This window comes from Rhizobium anhuiense, assembly GCF_003985145.1.
Classification (GTDB): Bacteria; Pseudomonadota; Alphaproteobacteria; order Rhizobiales; family Rhizobiaceae; genus Rhizobium; species Rhizobium anhuiense.
In genome coordinates, this window is the sequence record NZ_ML133522.1 from 838,054 (window position 1) to 853,248 (window position 15,195).

13 protein-coding genes are annotated in these 15,195 nt (G+C 60.3%); 8 read left to right on the top strand and 5 right to left on the bottom strand.

Features of this window, described 5'->3' with window-relative positions:
* The first annotated feature begins 110 nt into the window (after positions 1-110).
* The 7 genes from EEQ99_RS10205 (at position 111) to EEQ99_RS10235 (ending at position 9,000) form a co-directional block, all read left to right on the top strand.
* On the top strand, positions 111-2,372 hold the full coding sequence (locus tag EEQ99_RS10205) for an Orn/Lys/Arg family decarboxylase (protein ID WP_097594258.1): 2,262 nt from the start codon (positions 111-113) through the stop codon (positions 2,370-2,372).
* Positions 2,369-4,732, top strand: a complete 2,364-nt coding sequence (gene speC, locus EEQ99_RS10210) for an ornithine decarboxylase (RefSeq protein ID WP_028757846.1) — start codon at positions 2,369-2,371, stop codon at positions 4,730-4,732. The genes EEQ99_RS10205 and speC overlap by 4 nt, the downstream gene beginning before the upstream one ends.
* Before the next feature lie 18 nt (positions 4,733-4,750).
* Positions 4,751-6,109, top strand: coding sequence for a putrescine-ornithine antiporter (potE, locus tag EEQ99_RS10215; RefSeq protein ID WP_028757847.1), 1,359 nt, complete (start codon positions 4,751-4,753; stop codon positions 6,107-6,109).
* 17 nt (positions 6,110-6,126) lie between these two features.
* Entirely contained in the window at positions 6,127-7,044 is a 918-nt protein-coding gene (locus EEQ99_RS10220; protein WP_028757848.1) for an amino acid ABC transporter substrate-binding protein, read from the top strand.
* Between the two features lie 152 nt (positions 7,045-7,196).
* Positions 7,197-8,291, top strand: a complete 1,095-nt coding sequence (gene cax, locus EEQ99_RS10225) for a calcium/proton exchanger (protein ID WP_028757849.1) — start codon at positions 7,197-7,199, stop codon at positions 8,289-8,291.
* On the top strand, positions 8,288-8,653 hold the full coding sequence (locus tag EEQ99_RS10230; RefSeq protein WP_028757850.1) for a potassium channel family protein: 366 nt from the start codon (positions 8,288-8,290) through the stop codon (positions 8,651-8,653). Before cax ends, EEQ99_RS10230 begins: the two co-directional genes overlap by 4 nt.
* Positions 8,654-8,763: 110 nt before the next feature.
* A complete protein-coding gene (locus EEQ99_RS10235) occupies positions 8,764-9,000 on the top strand; it encodes a hypothetical protein (protein WP_028756251.1) in 237 nt (78 codons plus the stop codon).
* A gap of 35 nt (positions 9,001-9,035) precedes the next feature.
* Here the strand turns inward: EEQ99_RS10235 and EEQ99_RS10240 are convergent, their stop codons facing one another.
* From EEQ99_RS10240 to EEQ99_RS10260, 5 genes are all read right to left on the bottom strand, one after another.
* Positions 9,036-10,190, bottom strand: coding sequence for an AI-2E family transporter (locus EEQ99_RS10240; RefSeq protein ID WP_028756252.1), 1,155 nt, complete (start codon positions 10,188-10,190; stop codon positions 9,036-9,038).
* A 139-nt stretch (positions 10,191-10,329) separates the two neighbouring features.
* Entirely contained in the window at positions 10,330-11,172 is an 843-nt protein-coding gene (gene ppk2 / locus EEQ99_RS10245; RefSeq protein ID WP_028757192.1) for a polyphosphate kinase 2, read from the bottom strand.
* 132 nt (positions 11,173-11,304) lie between these two features.
* Complete coding sequence (locus tag EEQ99_RS10250; RefSeq protein WP_210304718.1) at positions 11,305-12,996, bottom strand: SulP family inorganic anion transporter; 1,692 nt, start codon at positions 12,994-12,996, stop codon at positions 11,305-11,307.
* Between the two features lie 55 nt (positions 12,997-13,051).
* The gene (locus tag EEQ99_RS10255; RefSeq protein WP_028757851.1) at positions 13,052-14,209 is read right to left on the bottom strand and encodes an HlyD family secretion protein; all 1,158 of its coding nucleotides are present in this window, start codon (positions 14,207-14,209) and stop codon (positions 13,052-13,054) included.
* The gene (locus EEQ99_RS10260; RefSeq protein ID WP_028756256.1) at positions 14,209-14,550 is read right to left on the bottom strand and encodes a DUF3302 domain-containing protein; all 342 of its coding nucleotides are present in this window, start codon (positions 14,548-14,550) and stop codon (positions 14,209-14,211) included. The genes EEQ99_RS10255 and EEQ99_RS10260 overlap by 1 nt, the downstream gene beginning before the upstream one ends.
* 323 nt (positions 14,551-14,873) lie before the next feature.
* Here EEQ99_RS10260 and EEQ99_RS10265 point away from each other — a divergent pair, with 323 nt between their 5' ends.
* Positions 14,874-15,188 carry a hypothetical protein gene (locus EEQ99_RS10265; protein WP_028757852.1) on the top strand — a complete coding sequence of 105 codons (315 nt, stop codon included), beginning with the start codon at positions 14,874-14,876 and terminating at the stop codon, positions 15,186-15,188.
* Positions 15,189-15,195 lie beyond the last annotated feature (7 nt).

Sequence of the window (15,195 nt, forward strand, 5' to 3'; positions counted from 1 at the left end):
TGATTGCAATCAACGACGGTGCATCACCCGTCATGTACGATCCCTCCAGCTGAGATACGCGTCGCTGCAGAGCGGCCACGGCCTTTGACCCTCGGTTTCCGGAGGAACGCATGGAATTCCAGATGGCATTTCCGATAGCCGTTATCGACGAAGACTTTGATGGCAAGAGCGCCGCAGGACGCGGCATGCGCGATCTGGCGGCCGCAATCGAAAAGGAAGGCTTCCGGATCGTCTCCGGCGTTTCCTACGAGGATGCGCGGCGCCTCGTGCATATCTTCAACACCGAATCCTGCTGGCTGGTATCCGTCGACGGGAGCGAGGACAAGACCACGCGCTGGCAGCTGTTGGGAGAGGTATTGGCCGCCAAGCGGCAGAGGAACGACCGCCTGCCGATTTTCCTCTTCGGCGACGAAACGACCGCGGAAGACGTCCCGGCCGGGGTGCTTCGCCACGCCAACGCCTTCTTCCGGCTGTTCGAGGATACGGCGGAATTCATGGCGCGCGCCATAGCGCAGGCTGCGCGCAACTATCTCGACCGGCTGCCGCCGCCGATGTTCAAGGCGCTGATGGACTACACCCTCGAGGGCGCCTATTCCTGGCATACGCCCGGCCATGGGGGTGGTGTCGCTTTCCGCAAGAGCCCCGTCGGCCAGCTCTTCTATACTTTCTTCGGTGAAAACACGCTGCGATCCGATATCTCCGTATCGGTCGGCAGCGTTGGTTCGCTGCTGGATCACGTCGGGCCGATCGCCGAGGGCGAGCGCAATGCCGCACGCATCTTCGGCACCGACGAGACCCTATTTGTGGTCGGCGGCACGTCGACGGCAAACAAGATCGTATGGCATGGCATGGTGGGGCGCGGCGATCTGGTGCTGTGCGACCGCAACTGCCATAAGTCGATCCTGCACTCGCTGATCATGACGGGCGCAACTCCCATCTATCTCACGCCGTCGCGCAACGGGCTCGGCATCATCGGCCCGATCTCGAAGGATCAGTTCACCCCGGAATCGATTGGTCGCAAGATTGCCGCAAGCCCCTTTGCCGGGCAGACGAGCGGCAAGGTCCGGTTGATGGTTATCACCAACTCGACCTATGACGGGCTGTGCTACAATGTCGATGCGATCAAGGCATCGCTCGGCGACGCAGTCGAAGTGCTGCATTTCGACGAGGCCTGGTACGCCTATGCCAATTTCCACGAATTCTACGATGGCTTCCACGGGATTTCGTCTACGAAGCCGGCGCGTTCGAAAACCGCCATCACTTTTGCCACGCAATCGACGCACAAGCTTCTGGCCGCGTTCTCGCAGGCCTCGATGATCCACATCCAGCATGCCGAGACCACGCGGCTCGACGTCACCCGCTTCAACGAAGCCTTCATGATGCACACCTCCACCTCGCCGCAATACGGCATCATCGCCTCCTGCGATGTCGCCGCAGCGATGATGGAGCAACCGGCGGGACGCGCGCTCGTCCAGGAGATGATCGACGAGGCGATCAGCTTCCGCCGGGCGATGAACACGATGAGGCAACAGACGGAAGGCAGCTGGTGGTTTGACGTCTGGGAGCCGACGGTCGCCGAGCAGACGCCGACCGATATCCATGCCGACTGGGTTCTGAAGCCGGATGATGCCTGGCATGGGTTTACCGGCCTTGCCGAAAACCACGTCATGGTCGACCCGATCAAAGTCACTATTCTGTCGCCGGGCCTGTCGGCAAGCGGAGCGATGGACGAGCATGGGATACCGGCGGCCGTCATCACGAAGTTCCTGTCCTCCCGACGCATAGAAATCGAAAAGACCGGCCTCTATTCCTTCCTGGTGCTTTTCTCGATGGGCATCACGCGCGGCAAGTGGAGCACGCTCGTCACCGAGCTCCTGAATTTCAAGGATCTCTATGACGCCAATGCGCCATTGACCCGCGCGCTGCCGGCACTCGCCGCCTCCCATCCGGAAGCCTATGGCGGCATGGGGCTCAAAGACCTCTGCGAACAGATCCATGCGATCTACCGCAAGGACGATGTGCCGAAGGCGCAGCGCGAGATGTACACCGTCTTGCCCGAAATGGCGTTGCGTCCCGCCGACGCCTATGACCGGCTGGTCAAGGGGCGGATCGAGAGCGTCGAGATCGACAATCTCATGAACCGCATCCTCGCCGTGATGATCGTACCCTATCCGCCGGGTATCCCGCTGATCATGCCGGGCGAGCGGATCACCCAGTCGACGAAATCCATTCAGGACTATCTGCTTTACGCCCGTGATTTCGACCGGAAGTTCCCCGGTTTCGAGACGGATATCCACGGCCTTCGATTCTTGCCCGGTGACGGCGGTCGCCGCTATCTTGTCGATTGCATTGCAGAGGAGGGGCAGGAATGATCCCGCGCGATGTGAAGTCTCCGACGGTCGCCATACCGTTTCACAAGATGCTGAAGATCGTGGCCGTCATCGACCGCGACAATTCTCAGGCCCAGGAACTGGTGGCGCAGATCACCGCCCAGGGCTTCCAGGTGGAGCTGCGGCACGACTATTCCGCTGATGTATCTGAGGATGCTGACGTCGGCGCCTATATCGGCTCGGTCGAGGGCGGCAAGCTGCCGGCGGCACGTAACTTTCTCCGCTCGGTCAGGGATATCGGTTTTCGCACGCCGATCTGGGCAATGGCGGATACGCTGACGATTGCGGATATGGATGTCGTCGAGATGGCCGGCGAGGTGGATGGCTTCGTCTATCTCGGCCAGCAGACGCCGACCTTCTATGCCAAGCAGATCGTTTCCAGCGCGGTCAATTACGGCAAGTCGCTGCTGCCGCCGTTTTTCGGCGGCATGATGGCCTATGACGGCGAGGCCAATATCGCCTTCGATTGCCCTGGACATCAGGGCGGCCAGTTCTATCGAAAATCACCGGCCGGCCAGCTCTTCTTCAAATATTTCGGCGAGAGCATTTTCCGCAACGATCTCTGCAATGCGGACGTCGATCTCGGCGACCTCCTGATCCATGAAGGCCCCGCCGTCGAAGCACAGAAGCAGGCTGCGCGCATCTTCGGCGCGGACCGCACCTACTTCATCCTGAACGGAACAAGCACCTCCAACAAGGTGGTCGCCAACGCGGTGCTGCGCAGCGGCGATCTCGTGCTCTTCGACCGCAACAATCACAAATCCCTGCATCAGGGCGCGCTGGTTCAGGCGGGCGCCATCCCGATCTATCTGCCGACCGCCCGCAATTCCTTCGGCATGATCGGCGCGGTCGACTGGGCGGCCTGGGACGAGAGCTGGCTGCGGCAAAAGATCGAGGAACATCCGCTTGTCACCGACAAGAGCCGCGCGCAGGCGGAGAGGCCTTTCCGCCTAGCCTGCATCCAGCTCGCGACTTATGACGGCACGATTTACAATGTCCGGCAGGTCATGGAGAAGATCGGTCATCTCTGCGACTACGTGCTCTGGGACGAGGCCTGGATCGGCTACAACGCCTTTCATCCGCTCTTCGAGGGCCACAGCCCGATGCGCCTGAAAGACCTGCGGGCGGACATGCCTGGCCTGTTCTCCACCCAATCCGTGCACAAGCAGGGCGCCGGCTTCTCGCAGGCATCGCAGATCCACAAGCGGGACGAACATATCAGCGGCCAGCGCCGGTTCGTCGAACACAAGCGTTTCAACGAATCGCTGCTGATGCATGTTTCGACCTCTCCCTTCTATCCGCTCTTCGCCTCGCTTGACGTCAACGCCAAGGTGCATGAGGGCAAGGCGGGCGAGATGCTCTGGGACCGCTGCATCGAACTGGGGATCGAGGTGCGCAAGAAGCTGCGCGGTTTCGTCGAGCACTACGAGTCCAAAGCCGCAGGCACGGAAGAGCAATGGTTCTTCGATCCCTTCGTGCCGGACAAGGTCACCATTTCGGGCTCAAAACATACCACCGACCTCGAAGCCGTACGGTGGGAAGATGTGTCCACGGATGTGCTCAAGCGCGAGCAGCAATGCTGGCGTTTCGATCCACAGGCAAAGTGGCACGGTTATGCCGGATATGCGCCTGATTACACGATGGTCGATCCGAACAAGCTTACGCTGCTGACGCCCGGCATCGACCGCAAGACCGGTGAATATCGCGAGTTCGGCATTCCGGCGACCGTCGTCGCCAACTATCTGCGCGAGCAGCGGGTCGTCGCCGAAAAATGCGACCTCAACAGCCTGCTTTTCCTGCTCACTCCAGCCGAAGACGAGAGCAAGCTGAACACGCTCGTCGCCAAACTCGTCAAGTTCAAGAATCTCTGGGATCGCGACGCGCCGCTGCAGGAGGTGCTGCCGACCGTCTTTGCGGCCAATCGCGAGCGCTATGCCGGCTATACGGTCCGCCAGGTCTGCCGCGAAATGCATACCTTTTATCGCGATGCCGGCGTCAAGGAATTGCAGCGTCTCTGCTTCCGCTCGGAGAGCTTCCCGGAGCCGGCCATCGCTCCGAAGCAGGCCTATGAAGCGCTGGTCGCCAACAATGTCGACTATGTGTCGTTGACGGAAGCCGCCGGCCGCATTTCGGCAACGCTGGCGCTGATCTATCCGCCCGGCATCGGCGTGATCGTGCCGGGAGAGCGCTGGGACGACCGCGCTCGACCCATGCGCGACTATTTCCTCGCCTTCGAGGAATCCTTCAACCGGTTTCCGGGTTTCAACTACGAGGTCCAGGGCGTGTTCCAGGAGCGGGTCGAGGGGCGGATCAAATTCCACACATATGTCGTTCGCGAGTAGGGGCAGGAGGATTTCATCATGACCGACAACACGATGCATCTCGCGGCCGAGACCACCGCGAAGAAAAAGATGAATCTGGTGCAGCTCACCTTCATCGTCGCCGTGAACATGATGGGGTCGGGCATCATTATGCTCCCCGCCAACATGGCGCAGGTCGGTGCAATCTCGCTCCTTTCCTGGCTGGTGACCGCCGTCGGCTCGATGGCGATCGCCTATGGCTTTGCTCAGGCCGGATTGTTCAATCAGCGCCCCGGGGGCATGTCCGCCTACGCGGAAGATGCCTATGGAAAAGACGGCTATTTCCTGGTGTTCTTCCTGTATTTCCTGTCGCTCGCCATCGGCAATGTGGCGATTGGTATTTCGGCCGTCGGTTATCTCGCCGGCTTCTTTCCGGTGCTGACATCCACGCCCATCATGACCTGCCTGGCGCTGATCGTGCTTCTCTGGCTGACGACGGCCGCCAATTTCGGCGGTCCGCGCATTACCGGGCGTATCGGTTCGATCACAGTCTGGGGCGTCATCCTTCCGGTCGGGCTGCTGTCGATCATCGGCTGGCTCTGGTTCAGTTCAAGCACATTCGGCGCTGCCTGGAATCCGAAAGGGCTGACACTGGCCCAGGGCATGGGATCGAGCATTTCGCTGACGCTCTGGGCCTTCCTCGGCATGGAGTCGGCGGCGCAGAATTCGGATGCCGTCGAAAACCCAAAGCGTGACGTGCCGCTCGCCTGTATGTTCGGCACGCTCGGGGCAGCCGTCATCTATATCCTGTCGACGACAGTCATTCAGGGCATCGTGCCGAATGCCGAGCTCGCCACTTCAACAGGTCCGTTCGCACTGGCCTATGCCACGATGTTCAATCCGACGATCGGTTCGATCATCATGGCGCTGGCGGTCCTTGCCTGCCTCGGCTCTTTGCTGGGCTGGCAGTTCACGATCGCCCAGACGGCGAAAACCGCTGCCGATGAGCGGATGTTCCCGTCCATATTTTCCCGGGTGAACGAGATGGGCGCGCCGGTCAGCGGCATGATCATTCTAGGCATCGTGCAGACAGGTCTTGCCCTGATGACCATATCGCCGACTTTGAGCGAGCAGTTCTCCGCGCTCGTCAACCTCGCTGTCGTCACCAATGTGCTGCCTTACATCATCGCGCTGTCTGCCCTGTTCGTCATGATGAAGGCCGCTCGCGTGCCGCCGGCGAAATACCGGCTGAATGCCACGATCGCCCTGGTCGGCATGGCTTACAGCGTTTTCGCCATCTATGCCTCCGGCAAGGATGCGGTACTCGGCGGCATGATCGTTACAGGGATCGCTTTCATCATTTACGGGCTTATCGCCCCGCGTTTCGCCAGCGGCGTGAACCGGGCGCCGGCCGAGTAACACAGGGAGGACCAAACATGTCAGGTAGAAATGGTCGCTGGGCGGCAATTGTCGCCTCTGTCCTCGCCGTGATGGCCGTCGCACCGCCCGCGCCCGCCCAGACGCTCGACCGCGTCAGGACGTCCAGCGCGCTGAAATTCGGCTACGACCCCGACGCGAGACCTTTTTCATTCGATGCCCAGCAGGGCAAACCCGATGGCTATGCGGTTGCCCTCTGCAACCGGATAGCCGACAGCCTGAGGGCTCAGCTGAACCTGCCGAAGCTCGACGTGGAATGGGTTTCCCTTTCGGGCGACGCCAAGCTGCGTGCCATACAGGATGGCACGGTGGACCTTGTCTGCGGGGCGGAGCCGGTGACGCTCAGCCGCAGGCAGCAGGTCTCATTCTCACTCCCGATCTTCCCGAGCGGTACCGGGGCGCTGCTCAATGCGAGTGCTCCGCTGGCGCTGCGCGAGGTTCTGCAATATGGCGAGCCATCGAGCCGGCCCGTCTGGCGCGGCGCGCCGGCCCGCACGATCCTCGAGCACAAGACATTCTCCTCGATAGCCGGCACGACAAGCGAAGGCTGGCTGTCCGACAGGATCAAGACCTTTCAGCTCGCGGCAACGGCGACGCCCGTGAACAGCTATCAACAGGGGATCGAGCGTGTCCTGGACGGCAGTTCGGCGGTGCTCTTCGGCGACATGCCGCTTCTGATGGATGCCGCCGCCCGCAGCGACAGCTCCGGCAATCTCATAATCCTCGAGCGTCATTTCACCTACGAACCGCTCGGCCTCGAGCTGGCGCGCGGGGACGAGGATTTTCGCTTGGCCGTCGATCGCGCCCTGAGCCAGGCCTATGCGGCGCAGAATTTCCGGGTGTTTTTTACAACATGGTTTGGCCAGCCTGACGACGCAGTCGTGACCTTCTTCCAGCAGACGGCTCTTCCGGAATGAGGCCGCGAGCAGATCAGGGAAGACGAGCAAGACAGGGATCATTGGCGTCGGCCGGGAGCTAGCGGCAACAGATCATCGCGATCCAGGTAATCGGGGGCCAGGTTATCGGGGGCCAGGTAATCAGGGGCTAGGTGATCAGAGGGGAGTGAAGGTTGAGCCTTCTTTTCAAAGAGATTCGCGATAGCCCCATGCTCTGGCTGCTGGCCGCCGTGCCGGTGGTGTTCGCAGCTGCGGCGCTCTTCCCCGAGGCCCACACGGCGCTTTTCGTCCTGTCGGTGCTGGCCATCGTCCCGTTGGCCGGACTGCTCAGCCATGCGACCGAATCCGTTGCCGCCAAGACGGGTGACGCCGCGGGCGGGCTGCTGAATGCGACCCTCGGCAATCTCACCGAACTGGTCATCGCGCTGGCTGCCCTGCAGGCAGGCGAATATACGCTGGTCAAGGCATCCATCGCCGGAGCGATCGTCACCAACACGCTGTTCATGCTGGGTGCTTCGTTTCTTCTCGGCGGGCTCAAATACCACATTCAGGAGTTCAACCGAGCCAGCGCGCGACTTCAAGCCGGCCTGCTTTTCCTGGCCACAATCGCCCTGCTGATGCCTTCGGCGCTTGGTGGATTGGACTCGGCATCGGTCGCACCAGTCACTCAAACGCTCAGTCTCAGCCTGGCTGCCTTGCTGATCGTCGGGTACGGGCTTGGGCTGTTGTTCACGCTTCGGACGCATCGGGAATTTTTTTCTTCAACGGAACATGCCGAGGCCGGCGAAGCGCCGTGGCCGATCGGCCTTGCTCTGGGCACGCTTGCCGGCGTCACCGTAATCGTGGCCCTGGTGAGCGAGATCTTCGTCGAGTCCGTGCAGGAGGCGGCGGAGGCCTTCGGAATGACCCCCGCCTTTGTCGGTTTCATCGTCGTCGCATTGGTCGGCGGTGCGGCCGAAATGGCCTCGGCATTTTCCGGCGCGCGCAAGAACCGGCTGGATCTGAGCGTGGGCATCGCGCTCGGGAGCGCTTCCCAGATTGCCTTGTTCGTTGCGCCCGTTCTGGTCTTGACGAGTTATTTCATCGGTCCGTCGCCGATGGATCTGCAATTCTGGCCGGGTGCCGTGACGATGATGTTCCTTGCGACGGTGACTGCGATGTTCGTCACCAACAGCGGGCGATCGGCATGGTTTGTCGGCGTCCTGGTGCTGATGGTGTACATGATTTTCGCCATAACGCTGTACGTCCTGCCGCCGGCAGTGCGATGAGGTCCCGCGTTCCCAAACAGGAGCGATCGGGCGGCGGACCGCATACCCGGCAGGTGAGAAGGCTGTTCTTCATCGCACTCGCACAGCAGCTGCGTGTCATCTGGCCGATCCTTTCCGGCATCGTGTCGATCATGGTCGCATCCGGACTGGCAATTTGGCGGATCGAAAATTGGCGGATCGATGAAGCGCTTTATTTTACCTTCGTGACGGGACTTACCATCGGCTACGGCGACTTTACGCCCAAACATGTTTCGGCACGGATACTCGCTTTGGTCATCGGGTTTGCAGGGATCGTGCTGACCGGCGTCATTGCAGCTATCACAGTAAAAGCCTTGAGCGTGACGGACCGAGACGGCAGCTAGGTTTGATCAGATTGCGCCGCCGTACATTTTATTCGTGATCTCGGGGAACGATCCGATACCTTGGTGACTTCGTATCCATTGCAGGGATACGTTGAATGCGGAGCTGATCCATGAGCAAAGAGCGTGGCCGCAGAAAACTGATGTTGCGGCTCCCCGATATCCGGCATCTCCTGGAGAGCATGACCAGTGAAGCGCTCGCGGAGATGTTTGAATCCTACGATCTTGCTGTCGATGCGCTGGAGCGGTTCCGAAGTAAGAGCCCGAGGGAAGAGAAGCTCATCATCGAGTATGAACAGCTCTGCCGCGAAATCGAGCAGGAGGTTGTCGTCTACTGCAAGAACAGGTGAGTCCCGCCAGGCCGCCGCTGGCGCCTCGACGATCGTCATTGCGGGTGTTCGATGCGTTCCGGTTGAGCATCGAATCTCGCGGAGCGGCTATTTTCCGATCCGGTCGAAACCGAAGGCCAGGCCCAGGCTTTCAGCAGTTCGTAGAAGACACCGAGAACGACCGGCCCCAAAAACAGCCCCAGCAGGCCTTGTGACAAGGTGCCGCCGATGACGCCGATCAGTATCACCGGCATTGGAGTGGAGAGGCCGCGCGCCATCAAGATCGGTTTCAGTATGTTATCGATGATCATGATGGGGATCGTCACGACGGTGAAAGCCAAGGCGATCGACATGGGCCAGGAGAACCACGCCCAAATGATGACCGGCAAAAGAATGAGCGCAGGCCCGAGCTGCATCAGGCACAGGACGAGCACAAGAAAGGTCAAGGGGCCGCTCCCCGGAACGTCAAAAAGGGCAAAACACAGTCCGCACAACAGCGCTTGCAGGAAGGCAACGCCAATGACGCCCCGCGATACATTGCGCACCGTGGCTCCCGCCAGCCGGGCAAAGCCGACACCCTTTTCACCGGCGATCCGGCTTGCCAGCACCTGTATGGCTGCAGCCAGGCGTGCTGATCGCGTCAGCAATAGGCCCGAAAGCATGATCGAAACGACAAAGCTCAAAACGCCGCCGCCGATCGAGGCGAGCTTCGTGACGATAACGGCCGTGACTTCACGAATGGGCGCCTGAAACTTGATGATGGTAGCGGCCAGATCGCTTGCAATCCGATTCCAGGCGTCGTGAATCCGCTCGCCGACGACGGGCCATTCCCGAATAGCGACCGGTGCCGAGGGGAGCGTGAAGTTCCCCGTCCGCAGCTTGCCGATCAACGCCTGCGTGGTGTCGGCAAAATTGACCGCAACGAGGGCCAGGGGCGCAATGATCAGGACGAGGCAAAAGACGACGATGATGGCGGCCGCGATGACGGGCCTGTTTCCGATCAGCCTCGAAAGTGCCTCGAATATCGGGAAAAGGGCGACCGCAAGGATGGCCGACCAGATGACGATCAGCGCAAAGGGAGCAATCAGAACGATGGTCCAATAGGCAAAAAGCCCGATGATGCCCAATCGGACAAGATCGCTTATTCTCGCCTCTATCGAAATCTGCCCTGACCCGGCTCCCTGCGCCGCCGTATCGCCTGTGGTCTCCATCGTTGCGTCCCGTCCGCCATGTTCTAGAGCGGTTCAGCTTTTCGCGGAAACGCAGAACTGCTCTAACCTTTTGTTCTGACGCGATTCCCGGCAAAAGCGCTTCGCGCTTTGCCTGGAATTGCTTCAGGCTGAGGTCGTCTTATGACGTCGCGTCCGGCACGACATGGCGGATGCTGTGGTCCTCCATGAAATCCGACGGCCGCTTCTGACGTTTGCCGAGATCGGGTGCTTCGAACTTCACCCGCTCATAAGGGATGGATTGCAGGATGTGCGAGATGCAGTTGACCCGGGCACGTTTCTTGTCATCCGAGGGCACCACCCACCACGGTGCATGGTTGCTGTCGGTCATCCGCAGCATCTCGTCATAGACACGCGTGTAGTCCCACCAGCGCTGATAGGATTCAACATCCATCGGACTGAGTTTCCACTGTCGCAGAGGATCGTCGATCCGGCGTCTGAAACGGCGTTCCTGCTCTTCCTCGCTGACCGTCAGGAAGTATTTCAGTAGAACGACGCCGCTTTCGACGATCGCGGCCTCGAAGCGAGGCGCCAATTCAAGAAAGCGCTGCGCTTTCTTTTCGCTGCAAAATCCCATGACCCGATCAACGCCGGCGCGGTTGTACCAACTGCGGTCGAATATGACGATTTCGCCGGCGGCCGGCATATGAGCGATATAGCGCTGCATGTAGATCTGAGATTTCTCGCGGTCGGTGGGCGCCGGCAGTGCCACGACGCGAAAGACCCGCGGACTGACCTTTTCTGTTATGCGCTTGATCATGCCGCCTTTGCCGGCGGCATCCCGTCCCTCGAAGACGATGACGACTCTCGCACCGGATTTCTTGATCCAGGCTTGCAAATGGGCCAACTCCACCTGCAGTCGCTCGATTTCCTTGTCATAGTCCCATGATTTCTTTTTCTTTTTATCCTTTCCGACGCGGCCTGCCCCTCCATCCGTCTTTGCGGGCTCGTAATTCTCGTCCATTTCTCTACCTCCCTTGCGCGAACATATTCTAAAGCGCGTCGCGATCTTTCAGATTCGCTCCTTGCGCTTTAGCTCTTTGTTTTTACGCATGTCGTTGCCGCAAAACCGCTGCACACTTTTGCGCGACATGCTTTAGCCTGCCGACGCGGTGCTGCCGGTCTCGCCGACATTTCCTATCAGCGCTCGCAACGCCTCTTCCCTGCCGTTGAAAAGATTGTGAACACCGATCGCTTCGACGACCCCCGCGCGCTCGAGGATGCCGCGGCTTTCCTCGCTGAGGTCGGTCATTGCGAAAACGATATTCCGCTTTGCCAGGATCTCGGCCACGGCATCGAGCGCGGCTGCGCCGGTGCTGTCGATATGCGTGACGGCGCTGGCATCGAGCACGAGGCATCTGGTTTCGGCAGGGAGTTCCTTCGCTACGGACGCCAGCCGCAGGCGCACGTAATCGGCGTTGTAAAACAGAATGCTGCCTTGGATGGCGAAGACGGCGGCCCCCTCGACAGGGCGCGCTTCCGGAAAGCGGGCAAGATCGAAAAAGCCGTGCCGTCCCTCGATACGTCCAAGAAGACCGTCGCGGGGAAACATCGTCTGACGCAAGAGATAGACGAGCGTTGCCGCAACCGCGACGATGACGCCGTTGAGAACACCGAAGCTGATTGCGCCCCACATGGCGATCAGCGCAAAAATGAATTCCATGCGGCTGATGCGCCAGATCTTTTTCAATTCGTGAATATCGATGAGGCTGATTGCCGCCGTTGCGAGGATTGCGGCGAGCGCGGGAATGGGGAGTATCCGCAGCGCACTGTGAAGGAAAACAAGCGCGGCGATCAGCGTCGCGGCCGATACCAATCCAGCGACCTGAGAGACGCCGCCTGTCGACAGGTTTATCGCGGTTCGGGAATCCGAGACGCTGACGGGAAACGAGCCGAACAAGCCGGGCGCGATGTTGGCGGCGCCAAGTCCGATCAATTCCTGATTGGCGTCGACCTCCTCTCCGGTTCGTGAGCCGAAGCTTCTTGCCGCGACGATGCCTGCGCCGAAGCTGACGAGAAAGATCGCGGCCGAACCGAGCACGATCTTATCGAGAGGCATCTGATGCAATGCAGGCAGAGATAGGCTCGGCATTCCGCTTGGGATATCGCCGACAACTGCAATGCCCCGGCCTTGGAAGTCGAAGATCGCCGAAAGGACGACCGAGAGGACAACCACCAGAACAGGGCCTGGAACTCGGAACCGAAAGGCCCGGACGATCCATAACAGGGCGAACATGATCAGGCCGAGAATGAGCGAAGGCCAGTGGATCAGGCTGCTCTTGGCGAGCATTTCGACGAGCGGCGGGATCAGTCCATCCGATGAGATCTTTACCCCCGTGAAACGACCGATTTGTCCGACAAGGATCGAGAGCGATACGCCGGCGAAGAAACCCACCAGAATGGGACGGGAGAGAAAGCTCGCGAGAACGCCGAGCCTCAGCAGTTTCGCCGCGATGCAGAAGACGCCGACACCAAGCGCAAGGGCCGACGCGATGGCGACCCTGTCGATACCTGCCGTCGTGGGTTCGGCTGCGATGATGGCGCCCATGGCGGCGGCCAGCACGGTCATGGTCGCGGCGTCAGGCCCGACGACCAAAAGCCGGGAAGGACCAAAGATCGCATAGGCGATCGGAGCAACGATGCTGGCATAGATGCCGGTTTCCGGCGGCAGGCCGGCGATGGCGGGATAGGCGATGGCGCTCGGCAAGCCGACTGCGGCAATCGACAGCCCGGCCGGAATGTCACTGCGGAGCCAGTCTCTGTTGAAGCCAGCCAAGCCCCGCAACATCGGAAGACTTCCTATCACCCGCTGGCTCCTTATTCTTTGCCGCTGGCATGATGTATCAATGTTCAAGGAACACGTAGTTCATCCAGCTGCTCATGCGCAGCAGCACCTTGCGCAGAACGGCGACATGGTGCCAATGGTGGGTGTAGACCGCGACCTCCGCGACCACGCCGCCCGGCAGTTGATAATCATCGGTGTTTTCGAGCAACTCGATCCGAGCCAGCGTTTGTCCGGGCGATAGGCGCTCGGGCGATTGCGGGTCGATCAGCGCGCCGCTCGGCTGCAGCTGGCCCTGGGCCATCACATCGATGACCTCTTGCACCCGCGCCTTGAATATCTTGCCGGGTACGGCTTTGAAGGCGACCTCGGCCTCGTCGCCGACGTGGACGCGCTGCAGCGAATTCTGGATGAAGGCTGCCCCCAGCATGCGGTCCTGACTGTCGATGAAGACCATGACCGGCCTGAGCGGAAGGGGATTAGCCATCATTCCAGGGCGGAGGAAGACCTGCGTGACGTAGCCGTCGCTCGGCGCCCGCACCACCGTCTGATCAAGCTCGTATTCGGCATTGTTCAGCTCCGCCTGCAGCCTTGCAACCGTCGGGTTCGTTCCGTTGATGTCAGACTCGTAGGCGAGCCTTGCCTGCGCGGCTTGTGCGCGGGCGGTGTCGACCGTAGCTTCCGACGTCAGATAGATGCCTCGCCGGTTTTCGACCTCGAGTTCGGAAAAGACGGCGCCCCTGCCATTCGTCTTTGCATTCTCGTTCGATTGCTGGAATTTCTCGAATGCCTGCCGGGACCGGTCCCTTGAGGCCTCGGCGCCCGTGACTGCCGCGTTGGCTGCATCCACGGCCGCTTTCAATTGCAGAACGGACTGCTCGGCTTCGGCGAGCGCGGCTTTCTTCTGATCAACCGTGAACTGATAGGGCCGGGGATCGATGCGAAAAAGGATGTCGCCCTTCTTCAGAGGTGCATTCGGTGTCACCGGCACCTCGACGACCTGCCCCCCGACGACGGGAATAACGGGAGCCGAAGTGAAATAGATGCGCCCGTCGCTCGAATAGGGATGATTGTAGCTCATCAAAAGCAGCAGGGTGGAGATGAGGAAGATCCCGCCGAGAACGGCCGTCGCGAGCGTCCACTGGTTTACCGGAATCCTGAATACTTTGAAGATCGTCCAGCAAATCGCGGCATAGGTCAGTATCAGGAGCAGATCCATCAGGCGGTCTCCTTCTCCGGCGCTTGCGCCTCGAGCTCGGCGATCCGGGCATGGAGACGAGCAATTTCCGCATTCGCTTCGGCTTCCGCCGATAATTTTCCGTCCTGCCGGATACCCCAGCCGCGGTCTTCACGGTAAAGCGTCGCCCAGATGAACAGGAACGGCCAGATCGCATGAAGCGTGAAGAGGCTGACCCATCCAGCGACATGGATGGCATCCTGATGGGGGTGATTGCGCGCCTTGGCGATCAGATGCGGAATGTCGTGAATGGCAATCACGGCATAGAAGAGGGTGACCACGACAAAGGCCAATACGCCCAAGGCAAAATAGTCGAGAAACACGACCCCTCCCTTCCGGCTTGGTCTACCCGAGCCGTCGATCGCAAGCGAAGGTGGAATTGTAGGCCCGTTTCGGCGCAAAGGCCCGTAGCATCGCGTAATCTCTATCGGGGCGTTCGCGGGCGACCCGTCTGAGGGAATTGCCTGCGCTCGAAGGAAAGGAGCGAGATCGGCGAGACGAAACCCGTTCGCCGTCTCGTATCGGGCATGGGATGCGTCCTTCAGAAGCCAGCCACCGTAGGATCGCGTATTTTACGTCTCCAGACGGGTCCGCCTGTTATATAGTTTCCACACTGCTTAGCGCAGTTTCGTCGGCGGGGGCGGAGATGGCGTCGGGAGAAAGTGGTTCGACATATCTGTCCGCTCTGGAAACGGCAGAGGCTTATTTTCCCGACCAGGCAAGGCTGGTGCAGCGGCTTTTCTACGTCGATGAGGCTTTTCATAGCATGTGCGAGGATCTCGCTGCCGCGGAGCAGGCTTTGGCGCATGTCGAACAGTTGCCCGACACGTTGAGAGAAGCGCGGCGGCTGGAATATGCAGGCTTGGTCGATGCCTTGTTGAAAGAGATGAGGGAGGCGATTTCACAGTCGAAAATTGTAGTGCTCCGGCGGTCACCCGCCATCGGCCCGAAATCTCCGTGAACGCATC